This is a genomic window from Microbacterium sp. W4I20 (genome assembly GCF_030816505.1).
In the GTDB taxonomy this organism is placed as follows: domain Bacteria; phylum Actinomycetota; class Actinomycetes; order Actinomycetales; family Microbacteriaceae; genus Microbacterium.
In genome coordinates, this window is the sequence record NZ_JAUSYB010000001.1 from 1 (window position 1) to 20,500 (window position 20,500).

Below are 20,500 nucleotides of genomic sequence, written 5' to 3' on the forward strand. Positions count from 1 at the left end.
GGGTGAGAATTCCTTTGGATCAAAGACCAACCTCCTTGTGGGGTTGGCATTCGGATGAAGTCAGCAATGATGTCATCTCTTTGGTCAGCATCAAACTCGCTGCGTCACCGTTTTCCCGGTGGGGTATGCATTTCTTTTTTACGGAGAGTTTGATCCTGGCTCAGGATGAACGCTGGCGGCGTGCTTAACACATGCAAGTCGAACGGTGAAGCCCAGCTTGCTGGGTGGATCAGTGGCGAACGGGTGAGTAACACGTGAGCAACCTACCCCTGACTCTGGGATAAGCGCTGGAAACGGCGTCTAATACTGGATATGTACCACGATCGCATGGTCTGTGGTTGGAAAGATTTTTCGGTTGGGGATGGGCTCGCGGCCTATCAGCTTGTTGGTGAGGTAATGGCTCACCAAGGCGTCGACGGGTAGCCGGCCTGAGAGGGTGACCGGCCACACTGGGACTGAGACACGGCCCAGACTCCTACGGGAGGCAGCAGTGGGGAATATTGCACAATGGGCGCAAGCCTGATGCAGCAACGCCGCGTGAGGGATGACGGCCTTCGGGTTGTAAACCTCTTTTAGCAGGGAAGAAGCGAAAGTGACGGTACCTGCAGAAAAAGCGCCGGCTAACTACGTGCCAGCAGCCGCGGTAATACGTAGGGCGCAAGCGTTATCCGGAATTATTGGGCGTAAAGAGCTCGTAGGCGGTTTGTCGCGTCTGCTGTGAAATCCGGAGGCTCAACCTCCGGCCTGCAGTGGGTACGGGCAGACTAGAGTGCGGTAGGGGAGATTGGAATTCCTGGTGTAGCGGTGGAATGCGCAGATATCAGGAGGAACACCGATGGCGAAGGCAGATCTCTGGGCCGTAACTGACGCTGAGGAGCGAAAGGGTGGGGAGCAAACAGGCTTAGATACCCTGGTAGTCCACCCCGTAAACGTTGGGAACTAGTTGTGGGGTCCATTCCACGGATTCCGTGACGCAGCTAACGCATTAAGTTCCCCGCCTGGGGAGTACGGCCGCAAGGCTAAAACTCAAAGGAATTGACGGGGACCCGCACAAGCGGCGGAGCATGCGGATTAATTCGATGCAACGCGAAGAACCTTACCAAGGCTTGACATATACGAGAACGGGCCAGAAATGGTCAACTCTTTGGACACTCGTAAACAGGTGGTGCATGGTTGTCGTCAGCTCGTGTCGTGAGATGTTGGGTTAAGTCCCGCAACGAGCGCAACCCTCGTTCTATGTTGCCAGCACGTAATGGTGGGAACTCATGGGATACTGCCGGGGTCAACTCGGAGGAAGGTGGGGATGACGTCAAATCATCATGCCCCTTATGTCTTGGGCTTCACGCATGCTACAATGGCCGGTACAAAGGGCTGCAATACCGTGAGGTGGAGCGAATCCCAAAAAGCCGGTCCCAGTTCGGATTGAGGTCTGCAACTCGACCTCATGAAGTCGGAGTCGCTAGTAATCGCAGATCAGCAACGCTGCGGTGAATACGTTCCCGGGTCTTGTACACACCGCCCGTCAAGTCATGAAAGTCGGTAACACCTGAAGCCGGTGGCCTAACCTTTTTGGAGGGAGCCGTCGAAGGTGGGATTGGTAATTAGGACTAAGTCGTAACAAGGTAGCCGTACCGGAAGGTGCGGCTGGATCACCTCCTTTCTAAGGAGCATCTGACACCTCTTGTAGGTGTCCAGAACCCAGATCGAAGGCGTTCGTTCTTCGCTGGGAGCTCATGGGTGGAACATTTGACATGGCATCAGGATCTGATCCTGGAATTAGTACACCGCTTGCGGTTGGAAGGTTCTGGGTGAGGGGGTGGGTGTCTGCACGCTGTTGGGTCCTGAGGGACCGGATGCGGGTCTTCGGATCCGAATCTGTACCTCTGGACCTTTTGTCGTTTCCCCGGTTGGGGAGATGGTGAGGGGTACCGCCCGTACTTTGAGAACTACACAGTGGACGCGAGCATCTTGCAACATCCTTTGGGGTGTTGCACAAGATGATCTTAAAGATCATTAGTCAATTTCAATGTCCGGATCCTTCGGGGTTCGGTGTCGATTCTGATTCAAACTCATGTGATTTATCAAGTCTTTAAGAGCAAACGGTGGATGCCTTGGCATCTGGAGCCGAAGAAGGACGTAGCAATCTGCGATAAGCCTCGGGGAACTGATAAGCAAGTTTTGATCCGAGGGTGTCCGAATGGGGAAACCCCGCTGGGCGGCGTGCCGACCTAGTGACTCCCGCCTGAATATATAGGGCGGGTAGAGGGAACGTGGGGAAGTGAAACATCTCAGTACCCACAGGAAGAGAAAGCAACCGCGATTCCGTTAGTAGTGGCGAGCGAAACCGGAACAGGCTAAACCTAGCGTGTGTGATAGCCGGCAGGTGTTGCACGTTGGGGGTTGTGGGACTTTTCAGTCATCTCTGCCGAGGTGGCAGCGTTACAAGAAGGTATAGACGAACGGTCTTGAAAGGCCGGTCATAGAGGGTGCCAACCCCGTAGTCGAAATGCCTTGCTTGGCGCGAAGAGTATCCCAAGTAGCACGGGGCCCGTGAAATCCCGTGTGAATCTGTCAGGACCACCTGATAAGCCTAAATACTCCCAGATGACCGATAGCGGACAAGTACCGTGAGGGAAAGGTGAAAAGTACCCCGGGAGGGGAGTGAAATAGTACCTGAAACCGTTTGCTTACAAACCGTTGGAGCCTCCTTAGTAGGGGTGACAGCGTGCCTTTTGAAGAATGAGCCTGCGAGTTAGCGATATGTGGCGAGGTTAACCCGTGTGGGGTAGCCGTAGCGAAAGCGAGTCTGAATAGGGCGATTCAGTCGCATGTCCTAGACCCGAAGCGAAGTGATCTATCCATGGCCAGGTTGAAGCGACGGTAAGACGTCGTGGAGGACCGAACCCACTTAGGTTGAAAACTGAGGGGATGAGCTGTGGATAGGGGTGAAAGGCCAATCAAACTTCGTGATAGCTGGTTCTCTCCGAAATGCATTTAGGTGCAGCGTTGCGTGTTTCTTGCCGGAGGTAGAGCTACTGGATGGCCGATGGGCCCTACAAGGTTACTGACGTCAGCCAAACTCCGAATGCCGGTAAGTGAGAGCGCAGCAGTGAGACTGTGGGGGATAAGCTTCATAGTCGAGAGGGAAACAACCCAGACCACCAACTAAGGTCCCAAAGCGCGTGCTAAGTGGGAAAGGATGTGGAGTTGCCTTGACAACCAGGAGGTTGGCTTAGAAGCAGCCACCCTTGAAAGAGTGCGTAATAGCTCACTGGTCAAGTGATTCCGCGCCGACAATGTAACGGGGCTCAAGCACGCCACCGAAGTTGTGGCATTGACATTATTGGTAGGCCTTCGTGGTCCAGCCGTGTTGATGGGTAGGAGAGCGTCGTGTGGCCAGCGAAGCGGCGGTGTGAACCAGCCGTGGAGGCTACACGAGTGAGAATGCAGGCATGAGTAGCGAATGACGTGTGAGAAACACGTCCTCCGAAAGACCAAGGGTTCCAGGGTCAAGCTAATCTTCCCTGGGTAAGTCGGGACCTAAGGCGAGGCCGACAGGCGTAGTCGATGGACAACGGGTTGATATTCCCGTACCGGCGAAGAACCGCCCAAGCTAATCCAGTAGTGCTAAGTGTCTGAATCCCAGTGACTGATCCCTTCGGGGTGACGCTCTGGGCCTAGCGCACGACCCCATTCTGGTGCGGTTAGCGTATTAACAGGTGTGACGCAGGAAGGTAGCCCAGCCCGGCGATGGTTGTCCGGGTGCAAGTGCGTAGGCCGAGTCGTAGGCAAATCCGCGACTCATACAGGCTGAGACACGATGCGAATAAAAAGTGGGTGATCCTATGCTGCCAAGAAAAGCATCGACGCGAGGTTCTAGCCGCCCGTACCCCAAACCGACTCAGGTGGTCAGGTAGAGAATACCAAGGAGATCGAGAGAATCGTGGTTAAGGAACTCGGCAAAATGCCCCCGTAACTTCGGGAGAAGGGGGGCCATCCACTTATACGGACTTGCTCCGAAAAGGGTGTGGTGGCCGCAGAGACTAGTGGGTAGCGACTGTTTACTAAAAACACAGGTCCGTGCCAAGTCGCAAGACGATGTATACGGACTGACGCCTGCCCGGTGCTGGAAGGTTAAGAGGACCGGTTAGCCGTAAGGCGAAGCTGAGAATTTAAGCCCCAGTAAACGGCGGTGGTAACTATAACCATCCTAAGGTAGCGAAATTCCTTGTCGGGTAAGTTCCGACCTGCACGAATGGCGTAACGACTTCCCAACTGTCTCAACCGCGAACTCGGCGAAATTGCATTACGAGTAAAGATGCTCGTTACGCGCAGCAGGACGGAAAGACCCCGTGACCTTTACTACAGCTTGGTATTGGTGTTCGGTGTGGCTTGTGTAGGATAGGTGGGAGACTGTGAAGCATGGACGCTAGTTCGTGTGGAGTCATTGTTGAAATACCACTCTGGTCACTCTGGATATCTAACTTCGAACCGTAATCCGGTTCAGGGACAGTGCCTGGTGGGTAGTTTAACTGGGGCGGTTGCCTCCCAAAAAGTAACGGAGGCGCCCAAAGGTTCCCTCAACCTGGTTGGCAATCAGGTGTCGAGTGTAAGTGCACAAGGGAGCTTGACTGTGAGACTGACAGGTCGAGCAGGGACGAAAGTCGGGACTAGTGATCCGGCAGTGGCTTGTGGAAGCGCTGTCGCTCAACGGATAAAAGGTACCTCGGGGATAACAGGCTGATCTTGCCCAAGAGTCCATATCGACGGCATGGTTTGGCACCTCGATGTCGGCTCGTCGCATCCTGGGGCTGGAGTAGGTCCCAAGGGTTGGGCTGTTCGCCCATTAAAGCGGTACGCGAGCTGGGTTTAGAACGTCGTGAGACAGTTCGGTCCCTATCCGCTGCGCGCGTAGGAAGTTTGAGAGGATCTGACCCTAGTACGAGAGGACCGGGTTGGACGAACCTCTGGTGTGTCAGTTGTTCCGCCAGGAGCACCGCTGATTAGCTACGTTCGGGATGGATAACCGCTGAAAGCATCTAAGCGGGAAGCCGGCCTCAAGATGAGACTTCCATACCTTCGGGTGAGAGGCTCCCAGCCAGACTACTGGGTTGATAGGCCAGATGTGGAAGTGCAGTAATGCATGCAGCTGACTGGTACTAATAAGCCGATGACTTGATAACACACCGTTTGTTGGTGCTACGCGTCCACTGAGTGGTTCTCGATGTACGGTCGAGAACCGCATGACAACATTGATTTTGTTATGTGTTTTGGTTGAAACATCAATAGTGTTTCGGCGGCCATAGCGTGAGGGAAACGCCCGGTTACATTCCGAACCCGGAAGCTAAGCCTCACAGCGCCGATGGTACTGCAGGGGGGACCCTGTGGGAGAGTAGGACACCGCCGGACTTCTTTTAGACAAAATGGCCACCCAACGCTGGGTGGCCATTTTGCGTTTATACGAGAACAGGGAGCATCATGCCGGAAGAAGAAGAGCGCCGTCCGCGTCGCAATGACGATGGTGGATCGCGCGGTCAGCGTCCTTCCGGCGGTCGCCCCGCATACAACCGCGACAGCGCGCCTCGCCGCGAGGGCGGCGGTTACAACCGCGACTCTGCCCCTCGTCGTGAGGGCGGCGGTTACAACCGCGATTCCGCTCCGCGTCGCGATGGTGACAGCCGCTCTGGCGGCGCTCCGCGTCGTGAGGGCGGCGGTTACAACCGCGACAACGCTCCGCGTCGCGACGGTGACAACCGGTCGGGCGGCGCTCCGCGTCGTGAGGGCGGCGGTTACAACCGCGACAGCGCTCCGCGTCGCGAAGGTGGCTACAACCGGGACTCCGCTCCCCGCCGTGAAGGTGGCGGGTACAACCGAGACTCTGCTCCGCGTCGCGAGGGCGACAACCGCTCCGGCGGCGCTCCGCGTCGCGAAGGCGGCTACAACCGGGACTCCGCTCCCCGTCGCGAGGGCGGCGGCTACAACCGGGACTCCGCTCCCCGTCGCGAGGGCGGCGGCTACAACCGGGACTCTGCTCCGCGTCGCGAGGGTGGCGGGTACAACCGTGACTCTGCACCGCGTCGTGAAGGTGGCGGGTATAACCGTGACTCTGCTCCGCGTCGTGAAGGTGGCGGGTACAACCGTGACTCTGCTCCGCGTCGCGAGGGTGGTGGGTACAACCGTGACTCCGCTCCGCGTCGCGAGGGCGACAACCGCTCCGGCTCCGCTCCGCGTCGTGAGGGTGGCGGGTACAACCGCGACTCTGCACCGCGTCGTGAGGGTGGCGGGTACAACCGGGACTCTGCCCCGCGTCGTGAGGGTGGCGGGTACAACCGCGACTCTGCACCGCGTCGTGAGGGTGGCGGGTACAACCGCGACTCCGCTCCTCGTCGCGACGGCGACAACCGCTCTGGTGACCGCGCTCCCCGTCGTGAAGGCGGTTTCGATCGCGACCGCGCGCCGCGTCGCGACGCCGACAGCGATCGCTCGCGTTCCTACCCGCAGCGCGGGGGTGCCGGCCGTGAGCGTCCGGTGCAGGCGTCGGACGATCGTCCCCGCTTCAACGACCCGCACATTCCCGATGAGGTCACCGCACGCGATCTGCACACGTCCGCGCGCAACGAGCTCAAGACGCTGAGCAAGGAGAATGCCGAGCTCGTCGCTCGACACCTCGCCATGGCTTCTCGTCTCATCGACGAGGACCCCGCGCTCGCTCACGAGCACGCACTGGCGGCCTCGCGTCGCGCCGGGCGTATCGCGATCGTCCGGGAGACTCTCGGCATCACCGCCTACGCGACCGAGGACTTCGCGCTCGCACTTCGCGAGCTGCGCACGTACCGGCGCATCTCCGGCAAGGACGACCAGATCGCTCTCATGGTCGACAGCGAGCGGGGGATCGGGCGGCCGGACCGCGCGCTCGAGACCGGACGCGCCGTCGACCGTTCGACGCTCGCGACGCCCGTCCGCGTCGCGCTCGCGATCGCGATGTCGGGCGCCCGTCTCGACCAGGGAGACCTCGAGCTTGCTCTCGGTGAACTGGAGATCCCCGAGCTGGATCCTGACCGCGCCTTCGAGTGGAGTCCCTCGCTGTTCGCCGCTCGCGCCGCCGTGCTCGAAGACCTCGGACGCGACGAAGAGGCTGCGTTCTGGGCTCATCGTTCCGAGGTCGCTGCCGAAGCCCTGGGCGTCGACGAGGCCGGCGATGAGGAGATCATCATCGAGGACGGCATGATCGAGGGCGAGTTCGACGACGAGGACGACGAGCCCGAAACGGACGATGATTCGGATGCCGCTGCGTCCGATGACCTGGCCGTCGACGAGTCGGCGCTCGAGGATCCTGTGCCTGACGCCCCTGTCGACGAGCCGACGGTTGAAGACGAGGTGCGCGAGCTCCTCGGCGAAGACGACGACGAACCCGAGGACGAGTCCGGAGAGCCGGAGCAGGAGGCGTAAGTGGCGCTCTTCTCCCGGAAGCGCCCCGCCGCGTCCACCCCGCTCGATGGCGTCGACACCGTCCTCGCCGATCTGGATGGGGTCGTCTACGCGGGTCCGGGGGCTCTGCCTCACGCGGTCGACAGCCTGAACCGCGCCGGTGAGTCTGCCCGCCTGGGCTACATCACCAACAACGCGTCACGGACCGATGCGTCCGTCGCGGCACATCTGAGCAGTCTCGGCCTCGATGTCGCAGCATCCGATGTCGTCACCAGTCCGCAGGCCGCCATGCGCCTCCTGGCCACCATGATTCCGCCGCCCGCGACCATCCTGGTGGTGGGCGGCGAGGGCCTGGTCGACGAGGTCACCAAGGCCGGCTACACCGTCACCCGCAGCGCGGAGGACTCGCCGGATGCCGTCGTGCAGGGCTTCGCGCCCGAGGTGGCGTGGACGGATCTCGCCGAGGCGGCGTTCGCTCTCAAGCTCCCGGAGGACGCGGGCGGCATACCGTGGATCGCCACGAACACGGACTGGACGATCCCGCGCGAGCGCGGTGTCGCGCCCGGAAACGGCACGCTGGTGTCGGCCGTGCACACCGCCATCGGCCGCCTCGCGACCGTCGCCGGGAAGCCGGAGGCACCTATCTTCGAAGAGGCGCTCGCCCGGTTCGGCGCGCAGAAAGCGCTGTTCATCGGCGACCGTCTCGACACCGACATCATGGGCGCGTGCCGGGTCGGCATCGACTCAGTGCTCGTGCTCACCGGCATCGATCGTCCGAAGCACGTCCTTGCCGCCCCCGAGGGCTCGCGTCCCACGTACATCCTCGGCGACCTGCGTGAACTGCACCAGCCGTACCCCGAAGTCGTCGAGAAGGACGGTGTCTTCCACGTGAACGGCGCCGCGGTGCGGGTCACCGGCGCGGACGTGGAGATCGTGGCCGAATCGGACGCGCAGATCGATCTGCTGCGCGCCGGCGCCGCGGCGATCTGGGCCTCCGGCACGCCGGTCTTCGTGCTCCGGGTGCCCGAACGCCTCTATGACGATCCGTTCCACCGTCCCTGACCCTGTCGTCGTCGTGCCTCCCTCCTCCGTCCGAGGCGCCGCGTACAGTAGGAGCTGTGACTGATGAGACGACGAGCGCGCCGACCGACGGCCTGTGGAGTCGCCTGCGGTTGATCGAGGGGCAGCCTCTCGCGGCGCGGGCAGACGCCTACTCTTCGCTGCATGACGAGCTCTCGCGCCGCCTCGACAGCGGAGCCAGGGCCGATCAGCGGGACGCCTCGGGATCCCGATGACGCGACTCGACGCCGCCCTCGCCGCGCGAGGACTCGCCCGTTCGCGCAGCCATGCAGCCACTCTCATCTCCGACGGTCTCGTGAGTGTGAACGGCCGGCCGGTCGTGAAGTCGTCCACCCCGGTCGATGACGCCTCCGAGATCACGATCGCGGGTGCCGACCACTACGTCGGGCGCGCCGCCCACAAGCTCATCGCCGGCCTCGACGGCTTCGACATCCCCGCGGATGGACGTCTCGCGCTCGACATGGGTGCGTCCACCGGCGGCTTCACGCAAGTGCTCCGCGAACGGGGCGCGCGACGGGTGCTCGCCGTCGATGTCGGGCACGGTCAGCTCGCTCCGGCGATCGCAGCCGACCCCGCGGTCATCGCGGTCGAGGGCTACAACGTCCGGTACATGACGGCCGAGAACCTCGCCGACGCGACCGGGGAGCGCGAGGCTCCGGACCTGATCGTCGGCGACCTCTCCTTCATCTCGCTCGAGCTCGTGCTGCCCGCCGTCGCGGCGGTCGCCGCCCAGGCATCCGACATCCTGCTGCTGGTGAAGCCGCAGTTCGAGGTCGGAAGAACGGCGGTGCGCGGCGGACTCGTCACGGATCCTGCGACACGCGCAGACGCCGTGGCGCGCACGGTGTGGAGCGCCTGGGACACCGGCCTCGGCATGCTCGGCATCCTTCCCTCCCCGATCCTCGGCACGCACGGCAACGCCGAGTACCTTGTGCACCTCGCGCCGGGGCGGGGCAGCAATCCGACAGAATGGTTGGACAGCATCAATCGACTGGCAGGAGGACGATGAACGCGCGCATGATCCTGGTCGTCGCCCACGCCGGCCGAGTCGAGACCGTGGAAGCCGCACGTCGAGTGATCGGTGCGCTGCGCGAAGCGGGAGCTCACCCCGTCCTCGCGCCCGATGACCATGACGCCCTGGCTGCCGTCGACGACTTCTTCAGCGACGTCGGCGTGCTCGGGGCGTCCGCGGATGCGACCGAGCTGGAGCTGGCGATCGTGCTCGGTGGCGACGGGACGATCCTGCGCGCGGCTGAGCTGGTCCGCGACAGCGGCGCACCCGTGCTCGGCATCAACATGGGCCATGTCGGGTTCCTCGCCGAGATCGACCGCGACGACATGGACGACGCGGTGCGCCGGGTGATCGCCCGCGACTACGAGGTCGAGGAGCGTCTCGCGCTGTCGGTGCGGGTCAAGGATGCTGCCGGCGCCGTCGTCTACGACACCTGGGCGCTCAACGAGGCCACGGTCGAGAAGGCCAGCCGGGAGCGGATGATCGAGGTCGTGCTCGAGATCGACGGCCGCCCCCTGTCGAGCTTCGCCTGCGACGGCATGGTCATCTCGACCCCCACCGGATCGACCGCCTACAACTTCTCTGCCGGGGGACCGGTGATCTGGCCGAGCGTCGAGGCGATCGCCGTGATCCCGCTCTCGGCCCATGCGCTGTTCGCGAAGCCGCTGGTGGTCAGTCCTGACGCCGCGGTGGCCATCGAGATGCTCGAGCGCACCGACGGCTCCGGCATCCTGTGGTGCGATGGCCGACGCTCACACGATCTGCCGCCCGGCGCCCGCGTCGTCGTCCGACGGTCCTCCCGTCCGGTGCGCCTGGCGCGCCTGCACCACGCCGCCTTCACCGACCGCCTCGTGCGCAAGTTCCGGCTGCCCGTCGAGGGATGGCGCGGCCAGGAACCGGGGAAGACCTCGTGATCGAGGAGATGCGCTTGCAGGGCCTCGGCGTCATCGCCGACGCTGTCCTGCCGCTGGGCCCCGGGTTCACGGCCATCACGGGCGAGACCGGTGCGGGCAAGACCATGGTCGTCACGGGACTCGGGCTCCTGCTCGGCGCGCGGGCCGACTCGGGCGCGGTGCGCGCTGGCTCGGCGCAGGCTTCTGTCGCCGGGGTCTGGATCGTGCCGCAGACGGGCGACGTCGCCGACATCGTCACGGATGCCGGGGGCGAGCTCGAACCTGCGGGCCAGAACCGGGCTGAGCTGTACGTGTCGCGCACTCTGAGCGCCGAGGGGCGCAGCAGAGCGAGCGTCGGCGGTCGCGCGGCGCCCGCGGGCGTCCTGTCGGCTCTCGCCGAGGAGCTCGTGGTGGTGCACGGTCAGTCGGAGCAGCTCCGTCTGCGCTCGGCGGCGGCCCAGCGCGATGCGCTCGACCGCTTCGGCGGCGCACCGGTGGCGACGGCGCTCGGCACCTACGCGGCATCCTTCGCCCGCTGGCGTGCGCTCGACGCCGAGATCACCGAGATCTCCGAGAACCGCGACCGTCGCGCCGAAGAAGCGGCGCGACTGCGTGAGGCGCTCACGCTCATCGAGGCCACCGCGCCCGAGCCGGGGGAGGACCAGGAGCTCAGTGAACGCGCCGAGCGCCTGGCGAACTCGGAAGAGCTGCGACTGGCGGCGACCCTCGCGCACGGCGCGCTGTCGAGCGAGGAGGGCGAGCCGGATGCCTCGGCCCTGGTCGCCGAGGCTCGCCGACTGCTCGAACGGGTCACCGACTCCAAGCTCGCCGAGATCTCCGAGAGCCTCGCCGACATCGGCTACCGCATCGCCGACGTCGCCGGACTCCTCTCTGCCTACCTCGCCGATCTGGACGAGTCCGGACCGCATGAGCTTGCCGCGGTCGAAGAGCGCCGTGCCGCGCTCGGAACGCTGATCCGCGCGCACGGCTCGCTCGATGAGGCGCTCACGGTGTGGCAGACCGGATCCGCGCGCCTGGCCGAACTCGACGATGACGGAGAGCGCATCGAGCGGCTGGTGGCGGAGCGCGACGTCGTGCGTGCCGAACTCGACGAGCACGCGGCGGCTTTGACCGCCGAACGGACGTCCGCGGCTGCCCGCCTCGGCGCGGCCGTCAGCGAAGAACTTCACGCTCTCGCGATGCCCGATGCCCGTCTCGAGGTCGCGGTCACTCCGGGCACGGAGAGCGCTCACGGCCGCGACGATGTCGCCATTCTGCTCGCTCCGCATCCGGGCGCCGAACCGCGCTCCGTCGGGAAGGGCGCATCCGGCGGCGAACTCTCCCGGGTGATGCTGGCGATCGAGGTCGTCATCGCGGGAACCGATCCCGTGCCGACGTTCGTGTTCGACGAGGTCGACGCCGGCATCGGCGGCGCCGCCGCGATCGAAGTCGGTCGGCGACTCGCCCGACTCGCCGAGAAGTCGCAGGTCATCGCCGTCACGCACCTCGCGCAGGTCGCCGCCTTCGCGGGCAACCATCTGTCCGTCGTGAAGTCCAATGACGGCGCGGTCACCGCCTCCAGCGTGCGGGCGCCTGGAGGGTTCGGAGCGAGAGGCCGAGATGGCCCGACTGCTGTCGGGACTCGCGGATTCGGATGCTGCGCTCACCCACGCCCGAGAACTTCTCAGCCTCGGCACCTCCGACGCCTGATAGGATCGAAGCCCGTGATGAACTCTTCTTCCGCGGGGCCCCAGAACGACACGACCAAGCACATTTTTGTGACAGGTGGTGTCGTTTCGTCTTTGGGTAAGGGCCTCACGGCGGCCAGCCTGGGCAACCTCCTCACCGCTCGCGGACTCCGCGTCGTGATGCAGAAGCTCGACCCGTACCTGAACGTCGATCCCGGCACGATGAACCCGTTCCAGCACGGCGAGGTGTTCGTCACGGACGACGGCGCCGAGACCGACCTCGACATCGGTCACTACGAGCGGTTCCTCGACATCAACCTGTCGCAGGCCGCCAACGTCACCACCGGTCAGATCTACTCGCAGGTCATCGCCCGCGAACGGCGCGGCGAGTACCTCGGCGACACCGTGCAGGTCATCCCGCACATCACCGACGAGATCAAGCGCCGGATGCGCCTGCAGGCCAACGAGGACCCGCGACCCGACGTGATCATCACCGAGGTCGGCGGCACCGTGGGTGACATCGAGTCCCAGCCGTTCCTCGAGGCCGCCCGTCAGCTCCGTCACGAGCTCGGCCGCGACAGCGTCTTCTTCGTGCACGTGTCGCTGGTGCCCTTCATGGGCGCCTCCGGGGAGCAGAAGACCAAGCCCACCCAGCACTCGGTCGCAGCCCTCCGCCAGGTCGGCATCCAGCCGGATGCGCTGGTGCTCCGCAGCGACCGTCCGGTGAGCGCGAGCAATCGCAACAAGATCGCCCTGATGTGCGATGTCGAGGTCGAGGGCGTCATCAACACCGTCGATCTGCCGAGCATCTACGACATCCCGTCGACGCTCAACGATCAGGGGCTGGACTCCTACATCGTGCGCCGCCTCGGCCTCGACCAGAAGGCCGCGGACGAGGTCGACTGGACCCGCTGGAGCAAGGTGCTGCACGCCGTGCACAACCCCAAGCACGAGGTCACGATCGGACTCGTCGGCAAGTACATCGATCTCCCCGACGCCTACCTGTCGGTGACCGAGGCCCTCAAGGCCGGTGGCTTCGCGCAGGAGACCAAGGTCAACATCCGCTGGATCCCGTCCGACCTCTGCGAGACGCCGGAAGGCGCGCAGGAGCAGCTCGCCGAGCTCGACGGCATCTGCGTGCCCGGCGGCTTCGGCATCCGCGGCATCGAGGGCAAGCTCGGCGCGCTGAAGTTCGCGCGCGAGCAGGGCATCCCGACGCTGGGGCTCTGCCTCGGCCTGCAGTGCATGGTGATCGAGTACGCGCGCGACATGGCCGGCATCGCCGGAGCCTCGTCGAGCGAGTTCGACCCGGAGACCTCCGAGCCGGTGATCGCGACCATGGCGGAGCAGATCGAGATCCTCGACGGCGGCGACCTGGGCGGCACCATGCGACTCGGTCTGTACCAGGCCGCTCTCGCGGAGGGATCCCTCGCTCGCGAGCTCTACGGCACGCCGGAGGCATCCGAGCGCCACCGCCACCGCTACGAGGTCAACAACGCCTACCGCGATCGTCTGTCCGAGGCCGGCCTGGTCTTCTCCGGCCTGAACCCGGAGCTCGACCTCGTCGAGTACGTCGAGCTGCCGCGCGACGTGCACCCGTACTACATCGCCACCCAGGCGCACCCCGAGCTGCGCTCGCGTCCCACCGCCCCGCACCCGCTGTTCCGTGGACTCGTCGGCGCAGCGATCGAGCGTCACCGCGCCAGCGAGCTGTTCGACGTCAGCGCCGATGACTGACCAGGCGATGACTGACGGGCCGTCGACTGACGCGTTCGCAGAACTCCGCGACGAGTCGTTCGAGCCGGAGATCCTCCGGAGCGACCTGGCGTACGAGGGCGCGGTCTGGAACGTCCGCGACGACCGCGTGCGGTACGGCGACGGCGAGATCCGGCGGCAGTACGTCGCGCACACCGGCGCGGTCGCGATCCTCGCCCTCGACGACCAGGAGCGCGTGCTGCTGATCCAGCAATACCGGCATCCGATCCGTCACCGCGACTGGGAGCTGCCGGCGGGCCTTCTCGACGTCGAAGGCGAGGAGCCGCTCGAGGCGGCCCGACGCGAGCTCGCCGAGGAAGCGGACCTGGTCGCCGCGCACTGGGAGCCCCTGGTGTCGTCGTGGACCACGCCCGGCGGCAACGACGAGCTCATCCACGTCTTCCTGGCCACCGGCATCTCGACGACCGATACCGCCCACGACCGCGAGGACGAGGAGGCCGACATCCGCGTCGAGTGGGTCCCGCTCACCGCCGCCGTCGACGCGGTGCTCGCCGGACGGATGCGCAACGGCATCCTCTCGATCGGGGTGCTGGCGGCGTCGCAGAGGCTGCGCGACCGGAGCTGACGATGCTGCTGCAGCGCGCGCTCGACGCCTACCTGCGTCACGTCACGGTCGAGCGCGGCCTCAGCGAGCACACGATCGGCGCGTACCGGCGAGATCTGGGCGGCTACCTGGATTGGTTGACCGCCGAGGGGATCGTGGAGTCCGGGGAGGTGACCCCGGCCGTGATCGGACGGTTCTTCGCGGAGCGGGCCACGGCCGATCCGCCGCCCGCGTCGTCGAGTCTCGCCCGCCTGCAGTCCTCGGTGCGGGGCTGGCACCGGTTCCTCGCCCGCGAGGGCATCGAGGTCGACGACCCGAGCGGTCGGCTGCGTCCGCCCAAGGCGGCGCGCCGGCTTCCGAAGGCCCTGACGATCGACCAGGTGGAGCGGCTGCTCTCCGCGCCGTCGGCAGAAGAGCCCATCGGCATCCGCGACCGCGCACTGCTGGAGCTGCTCTACGCCACCGGCGCCCGCGTCTCCGAGGCGATCGGGCTCGACGTCGACGACCTCGCTCACGGCGACGTGCTGCGGCTGATCGGCAAGGGGTCCAAGGAGCGGATCGTGCCGATCGGCTCGTACGCCCGGGACGCGGTGGACGCGTACCTGACGAGGGTGCGTCCGGGGCTCGCGGCCAAGGGTCGAGCATCCGCGCGTCTGTTCCTCGGAGCCAGGGGAGCACCGCTCTCGCGGCAGAGCGCCTGGCTCGTCATCCGCGCCGCCGCCGAGGGCGCCCAGATCACCTCCGAGGTGTCTCCGCACACCCTGCGGCACTCATTCGCCACGCATCTGCTCCAGGGCGGGGCCGATGTGCGCGTCGTGCAGGAGCTGCTCGGGCATGCATCCGTCGCGACGACCCAGATCTACACGCATGTCTCCGTCGACGCGCTGCGCGACATCTACGCGACCTCGCATCCGCGCGCCCGCTGAACGACCGGGAGCCGGGCGGCTAGAATCGACCGAGCACGAAGGAGCAGGAGAACCGGTGGCTGAGAAAACGGCGAAGTCCAGGGCGAAGGCAGAGACGGCCGACGAGACCCCCATGGGACCCACCGGCCGCCCGTATCACGGGTTCGCGATCCCCGAGCCGCTGAAGTCCCACGGTCCCGCCCGCATCATCGCCCTCTGCAACCAGAAGGGCGGCGTCGGCAAGACGACGACCACCATCAACCTCGCCGCGGCTCTCGCCGAATACGGTCGCAAGGTGCTCGCGGTCGACTTCGATCCGCAGGGCGCACTCTCCGCGGGGCTCGGTATCCAGACGCACGACGTGCCGACGATCTACGACCTCCTGCTCGACACCAAGCGCAACGCGCACGACGCGATCGTGTCGTCCGGCGTCGAGGGTCTCGATGTGATGCCGGCCAACATCGACCTGTCGGCGGCCGAGGTGCACCTGGTCAACGAGGTCGCCCGTGAGACGATCCTCGCCCGCGTGCTGCGCCAGGTGGCGGGGGAGTACGACGTCATCCTGATCGACTGCCAGCCGTCGCTCGGTCTGCTCACGGTCAACGCGCTCACCGCGGCGCACGGTGTGATCATCCCGCTCGAGTGCGAGTTCTTCGCTCTGCGCGGCGTGGCGCTGCTGATCGAGACCATCGACAAGGTCCGCGACCGCCTCAACCCCTCGATCACGATGGATGGTCTGCTCGCGACCATGTACGACTCGCGCACGCTGCACTCCCGCGAGGTGCTCGAGCGCGTGGTCGAGACGTTCGGCGACGACGTGTTGGAGACCGTGATCGGCCGTACCGTGAAGTTCCCGGACGCCTCGGTCTCGGGCGTGCCCATCACCGAGTTCGCGCCGGAGCACGCCGCCGCCCAGGCCTACCTGCGGCTGGCGCGGGAACTGGTCGCCCGTGGCGCCGTCGCCTGACGAGAACCTCGACGTCGGGGTTCCCGAGCCTGTCGAAGGGCCGGACGAGAGCGCGGGCTTCCGCGTCTCCCTGTCGAACTTCGACGGCCCGTTCGACCTGCTGCTGAACCTCATCTCGAAGCACGAGATGGACATCACCGAGGTGTCGCTGAGCGCGGTCACCAATGAGTTCATCGCCTATCTGGGTCAGCTCGACGACGATGAAGAGCTCGAGCAGGCCTCCGAGTTCCTGGTCGTGGCGGCCACCCTTCTCGACATGAAGGTCGCCGGCCTTCTGCCGCAGGGCGAGCTGGTGGATGCCGAGGCGGTGGCGCTGCTCGAGGCGCGCGACCTGCTGTTCGCGCGGTTGCTGCAATACCGCGCCTTCAAAGAGGTGTCGATCTGGTTCGCACGCTGCCTCCAGCGCGAGGACCGACGGCATGTGCGTGCGGTCCGCCTCGATGAGAAGCACCGCAAGCAGACACCCGAGCTCGTATGGACGCTCACCGTCGACGACTTCGCGGCCCTCGCACTCCTCGCCTTCACACCGAAGGAGATCCCGCACGTCGGGCTCGACCACCTGCACGCGCCGCTGGTCAGCATCCGGGAACAGGCGGCGATCGTCGTCACGCTGCTGCGGGGAACCGAGTCCGTGAGCTTCCGCGAGCTGGTCGCGGGGGTGACGGAGCCGGGGATCGTGGTCGCCCGCTTCATCTCGGTGCTCGAGCTCTATCGCCACGCGGCGCTGTCCTTCGAACAACTGGAACCGCTCGGCGAGCTCACGCTCCGCTGGGCCGCTGATACCTGGTCGGACGAGACGCTGGCCACACTGGGAGCCGACTATGACAAATGACCCTCAGACAGCTCCCGAGATCGAGGGCGACGAGCCCGCGGTCGAGCGCACCGTCGAGCCGACGACGCCGCTCACCGAGCGCCTCGAGGCGATCCTGCTGATCGTCGACGAACCCATCGGACTGATGGCGCTGGCCGCTGCCGTCGGCTCGCCGGTGCCTGCCGTGCGGCAGTCGCTGGAGACCCTCGTGGACGACTACGACGGCCGAGGCCAGGGTCCGCGCCGCGGCTTCGAGCTGCGTGAGGTCGGCGGAGGGTGGCGCCTGTACGTGCGCGAGGACCACGACGACCTCGTCGCCGAGTTCATCGGCGGGCAGGCACCGGCGCGATTGTCGCAGGCGGCGCTCGAGACGCTCGCGGTCATCGCCTACAAGCAGCCGGTGACCCGCAGCCAGGTCGCCTCCATCCGCGCCGTGAACGTCGATTCCGTGGTGCGCACGCTCCTCGCGCGCGGGCTCATCACCGAGCTGTTCGCCGACTCCGAGACCGGCGCCATCAACTACGGCACGTCTGACGCGCTGCTGCAGCACCTGGGCATCAACTCGCTCGACGAGCTGCCCCCGATCTCTCCGCTGCTCGACGACGGTGCAGACGGCTTCGACGAAGGAGTCATCCGATGACTGAAGTCTCTCCGTCCACTCGTTCGGCGACCCGGGCTGCGGATATCCATTTCGATGAAGGAGTTATCCGATGACTGATTTCCCGGCCCAGGAGGGCGCTTCCTCTCCCGACCTGCCCGACGGCGTGCGCCTGCAGAAGGTGCTGGCTGCGGCGGGCGTCGCTTCGCGGCGCGTCGTCGAGAACTACATCACCGAGGGACGTATCCGCGTCAACGGCGAGGTCGTCACCGAGCAGGGCCGGCGCATCGACCCCGAGCACGACTTGGTCGACGTCGACGGCACGGCCATCCAGCTCGACGTCTCCAAGCGCTACGTGATGCTCAACAAGCCCACCGGTGTCGTCAGCAGCATGAAGGACGAGAACGGCAGACCGGACCTCCGTCGCTTCACCGCGGACTACGAGGAGCGCCTGTACAACGTCGGCCGATTGGATGCCGAGACGAGCGGTCTGCTGATCCTCACGAACGACGGCGACCTGGCCCACGTGCTTGCCCACCCCTCTTTCGGGGTCACGAAGGTGTACATCGCCAAGGTCGAGGGAACGGTCACGGCGCAGACGATCGCGAAGCTCACGAAGGGGATCGAGCTCGAAGACGGCCCGATCGCCGCCGACAAGGCGCGCCTGCTGGACACCTCTCGTGGGTCGAGCCTGGTGGAGCTGACCCTGCACTCCGGGCGCAATCGAATCGTGCGACGGATGCTCGCGGCGGTCGATCACCCGGTCACGGAACTCGTGCGACGCCAGTTCGGTCCTCTCCACCTGGGAACCCTCCCGGCGGGGAAGACGCGGGAACTGAGTAAAATCGAACTCGGCGCGCTTTTGACCTTGTCGCGCAGTGATTCCGGTGTCGCCGAGGCGCCAGGCGAGCAGCAGGAGAACGAGTGACCGATACGACGAGTGCGCCCACGGTGCGGAAGGCCGGTGCTGTCGCGCCCCGCCTCTCCGGCACCGTCCGCATCGTCGGCGCCGGTCTGCTCGGTGCGAGCGTCGGGCATGCCCTCCGAACGAAGGGGATCGACGTCGTCCTCACCGACGCGTCGCCCGCACAGCTGCGCCTCGCCGTCGACTACGGCGCCGGCCGGCTCGCCGATGACGCGGATGCCCCGACGCTGATCGTCGTGGCTGTGCCGCCGGACGTCACGGCCGACGTCATCGAGGCCGAGCTCGCGCGCTACCCGGACGCCGTTGTCACGGATGTCGCCAGCGTCAAGCTCGAGCCTTTCCGAACCCTCCAGGCCCGCGGAGTCGACCTCACGCGCTACATCGGCTCGCATCCGCTGGCCGGCCGAGAGCGCGGCGGAGCGATCTCCGCCCGCGCCGATCTGTTCATCGGCCGCCCCTGGGTGGTCTGCCGCGACGAGGACACGAAGGCCTCCGACCTCGCGCTCGTCGAGGCGCTCGCGCTGGACGTCGGCGCGATGCCGCTGGAGATGACGCCGGAGGAGCACGACCGCTCGGTCGCCCTCACCTCGCACGTGCCGCAGGTCGTGGCCAGCCTGCTCGCTGCGCGGCTCGCCGGGGCTGAGGAGGGCGCTCTGCGCCTCGCTGGCCAGGGCGTGCGCGACACGACGCGCATCGCGGCATCCGCTCCCGAATTGTGGGTGCAGATCCTCGGTGCGAACGCCGGGCCGGTCGTCGAGATCCTCGACGCGCTTGCCGCCGACCTCGGAGAGATCTCCGACGCGCTGCGCGAGCCCGGAGCGCCGGGTGCGCGCCGCGTCGTCGCCGAGACGATCCGTCAGGGCAACGACGGTGTCGAGCGGCTTCCGGGCAAGCACGGGCAGAACCGGCGCTTCGAGTCCCTCGTGGTGATGATCGACGACACCGCCGGTCAGCTCGGGCGCCTCTTCGGAGAGCTCGGCGAACTCGGCGTGAACGTCGAAGATCTGCGGTTGGAGCACTCGCCGGGCGCACAGTTCGGTCTCGCCGAGATCAGCGTCGAGCCGGCGGCTCTGCACGGCGCGATCGCAGGACTTCAGGAACGCGGATGGCGGATTGCAGGGAACACGAATGACTGACACCTCCCTCTCGTCCACGGACGCCACCAAGTTCATCGCGATCGACGGTCCTGCCGGTTCCGGAAAGTCCAGCGTGTCGAAGGCTGTCGCCCGTCGGCTCGGCCTCGGCTACCTCGACACCGGTTCGGCGTACCGCGCCCTCGCGTGGCACGTGCTCGACCGTGGGGCCGACACGGCGGATGCCGATGCCGTGCTCGCCGCAGCATCCGAATTCCCCGTCGTGCTCGGACTCGATCCCGACGACCGCACCGTGCGCGTCGGCGACCTGGAGGTGACCGACGCGATCCGCGATCCGCGGGTCTCCGGAGCGGTGAGCGGTGTGGCCCGGGTGCCCGCCGTGCGTGCACAGGTGAACGAGCTGTTCCGCGCGCTCGTCTCCGATGCTCCGTACTCGGCCGTCGTCGTCGAAGGGCGCGACATCACGACCGTCGTGGCTCCCGATGCGCCGGTCCGCATCCTCTTGACCGCCGCGCCCGAGGTGCGCGCGGCACGTCGAGCCGGCGAACTCGCCGGTGAGAACGCGGATGCCGTCGCCGCGGCGTTGCACAAGCGTGACGCCTCCGACAGCGCCGTCGTCGACTTCCTCAACGCCGCAGACGGCGTCGAGGTCGTCGACTCGACGGACCTTGACTTTTCCCAGACCATCGACGCCGTTCTCTCGGTGATCGAGCAACACCGAGGAGCACACAGTGGCTGACGACGAATACGAAGGCGGCCCCGACCAGCTCGCCGAGAAG

General features: G+C 65.6%; 14 protein-coding genes, 3 rRNA genes and 1 pseudogene. All 18 read left to right on the top strand.

The genetic code is table 11. The features are described from left to right. Window positions 1-137: 137 nt before the first annotated feature. The 18 genes and pseudogenes from QFZ21_RS00005 to cmk all read left to right on the top strand — a co-directional run bounded on the left by QFZ21_RS00005 (window position 138) and on the right by cmk (window position 20,460). Window positions 138-1,660: ribosomal RNA gene (locus QFZ21_RS00005) — 16S ribosomal RNA — on the top strand. Window positions 1,661-2,079: 419 nt separating this feature from the next. Then, window positions 2,080-5,183, top strand: a 23S ribosomal RNA gene (locus tag QFZ21_RS00010). A gap of 109 nt (window positions 5,184-5,292) precedes the next feature. Next, a 5S ribosomal RNA gene (gene rrf / locus QFZ21_RS00015) occupies window positions 5,293-5,409 on the top strand. The 16S, 23S and 5S rRNA genes sit together here, the layout of an rRNA operon. Window positions 5,410-5,478: 69 nt before the next feature. Further along, complete coding sequence (locus tag QFZ21_RS00020) at window positions 5,479-7,449, top strand: primosomal protein (protein WP_307373128.1); 1,971 nt, start codon at window positions 5,479-5,481, stop codon at window positions 7,447-7,449. Continuing rightward, the gene (locus QFZ21_RS00025) at window positions 7,450-8,490 is read left to right on the top strand and encodes an HAD-IIA family hydrolase (RefSeq protein ID WP_307373131.1); all 1,041 of its coding nucleotides are present in this window, start codon (window positions 7,450-7,452) and stop codon (window positions 8,488-8,490) included. Between the two features lie 56 nt (window positions 8,491-8,546). Then, window positions 8,547-8,723 (top strand): hypothetical protein, encoded by a 177-nt coding sequence (locus tag QFZ21_RS00030; RefSeq protein ID WP_307373133.1) that lies wholly within the window; start codon window positions 8,547-8,549, stop codon window positions 8,721-8,723. After that, window positions 8,720-9,517 carry a TlyA family RNA methyltransferase gene (locus QFZ21_RS00035; RefSeq protein ID WP_307373135.1) on the top strand — a complete coding sequence of 266 codons (798 nt, stop codon included), beginning with the start codon at window positions 8,720-8,722 and terminating at the stop codon, window positions 9,515-9,517. Before QFZ21_RS00030 ends, QFZ21_RS00035 begins: the two co-directional genes overlap by 4 nt. Next, window positions 9,514-10,434, top strand: a complete 921-nt coding sequence (locus tag QFZ21_RS00040) for an NAD kinase (protein WP_307373137.1) — start codon at window positions 9,514-9,516, stop codon at window positions 10,432-10,434. Before QFZ21_RS00035 ends, QFZ21_RS00040 begins: the two co-directional genes overlap by 4 nt. Continuing rightward, window positions 10,431-12,123, top strand: a pseudogene (gene recN / locus QFZ21_RS00045) (DNA repair protein RecN). Before QFZ21_RS00040 ends, recN begins: the two are co-directional and overlap by 4 nt. A 17-nt stretch (window positions 12,124-12,140) precedes the next feature. Further along, window positions 12,141-13,838: a CTP synthase gene (locus tag QFZ21_RS00050; protein ID WP_307373139.1), complete on the top strand. Its 1,698-nt coding sequence runs from the start codon at window positions 12,141-12,143 to the stop codon at window positions 13,836-13,838. Between the two features lie 7 nt (window positions 13,839-13,845). Further along, window positions 13,846-14,442 (top strand): NUDIX hydrolase, encoded by a 597-nt coding sequence (locus QFZ21_RS00055; protein ID WP_307373141.1) that lies wholly within the window; start codon window positions 13,846-13,848, stop codon window positions 14,440-14,442. A gap of 2 nt (window positions 14,443-14,444) precedes the next feature. Then, window positions 14,445-15,347: a site-specific tyrosine recombinase XerD gene (xerD, locus tag QFZ21_RS00060; RefSeq protein WP_307373143.1), complete on the top strand. Its 903-nt coding sequence runs from the start codon at window positions 14,445-14,447 to the stop codon at window positions 15,345-15,347. 112 nt (window positions 15,348-15,459) lie between these two features. Next, window positions 15,460-16,293, top strand: a complete 834-nt coding sequence (locus QFZ21_RS00065; protein ID WP_307381160.1) for a ParA family protein — start codon at window positions 15,460-15,462, stop codon at window positions 16,291-16,293. Beyond that, on the top strand, window positions 16,277-17,125 hold the full coding sequence (locus QFZ21_RS00070) for a ScpA family protein (RefSeq protein ID WP_307373144.1): 849 nt from the start codon (window positions 16,277-16,279) through the stop codon (window positions 17,123-17,125). Before QFZ21_RS00065 ends, QFZ21_RS00070 begins: the two co-directional genes overlap by 17 nt. Then, window positions 17,115-17,744, top strand: a complete 630-nt coding sequence (gene scpB, locus QFZ21_RS00075) for an SMC-Scp complex subunit ScpB (RefSeq protein WP_307373146.1) — start codon at window positions 17,115-17,117, stop codon at window positions 17,742-17,744. Before QFZ21_RS00070 ends, scpB begins: the two co-directional genes overlap by 11 nt. Window positions 17,745-17,814: 70 nt before the next feature. Beyond that, the gene (locus tag QFZ21_RS00080) at window positions 17,815-18,630 is read left to right on the top strand and encodes a pseudouridine synthase (RefSeq protein ID WP_307373148.1); all 816 of its coding nucleotides are present in this window, start codon (window positions 17,815-17,817) and stop codon (window positions 18,628-18,630) included. Beyond that, window positions 18,627-19,763, top strand: a complete 1,137-nt coding sequence (locus QFZ21_RS00085) for a prephenate dehydrogenase (protein WP_307373150.1) — start codon at window positions 18,627-18,629, stop codon at window positions 19,761-19,763. The genes QFZ21_RS00080 and QFZ21_RS00085 overlap by 4 nt, the downstream gene beginning before the upstream one ends. Further along, window positions 19,756-20,460 (top strand): (d)CMP kinase, encoded by a 705-nt coding sequence (cmk, locus tag QFZ21_RS00090; RefSeq protein WP_307373153.1) that lies wholly within the window; start codon window positions 19,756-19,758, stop codon window positions 20,458-20,460. Before QFZ21_RS00085 ends, cmk begins: the two co-directional genes overlap by 8 nt. The last annotated feature ends 40 nt before the right edge of the window (window positions 20,461-20,500 follow it).

Bases quoted from the DNA above. Each gene is read 5' to 3' on its own strand.
- QFZ21_RS00020 (WP_307373128.1), top strand. From the start codon at position 5,479: ATGCCGGAAGAAGAAGAGCGCCGTCCGCGTCGCAATGACGATGGTGGA.
- QFZ21_RS00035 (WP_307373135.1), top strand. From the start codon at position 8,720: ATGACGCGACTCGACGCCGCCCTCGCCGCGCGAGGACTCGCCCGTTCG.
- QFZ21_RS00040 (WP_307373137.1), top strand. From the start codon at position 9,514: ATGAACGCGCGCATGATCCTGGTCGTCGCCCACGCCGGCCGAGTCGAG.
- QFZ21_RS00050 (WP_307373139.1), top strand. From the start codon at position 12,141: ATGAACTCTTCTTCCGCGGGGCCCCAGAACGACACGACCAAGCACATT.
- QFZ21_RS00055 (WP_307373141.1), top strand. From the start codon at position 13,846: ATGACTGACGGGCCGTCGACTGACGCGTTCGCAGAACTCCGCGACGAG.
- xerD (WP_307373143.1), top strand. From the start codon at position 14,445: ATGCTGCTGCAGCGCGCGCTCGACGCCTACCTGCGTCACGTCACGGTC.
- QFZ21_RS00065 (WP_307381160.1), top strand. From the start codon at position 15,460: ATGGGACCCACCGGCCGCCCGTATCACGGGTTCGCGATCCCCGAGCCG.
- scpB (WP_307373146.1), top strand. From the start codon at position 17,115: ATGACAAATGACCCTCAGACAGCTCCCGAGATCGAGGGCGACGAGCCC.
- QFZ21_RS00080 (WP_307373148.1), top strand. From the start codon at position 17,815: ATGACTGATTTCCCGGCCCAGGAGGGCGCTTCCTCTCCCGACCTGCCC.
- cmk (WP_307373153.1), top strand. From the start codon at position 19,756: ATGACTGACACCTCCCTCTCGTCCACGGACGCCACCAAGTTCATCGCG.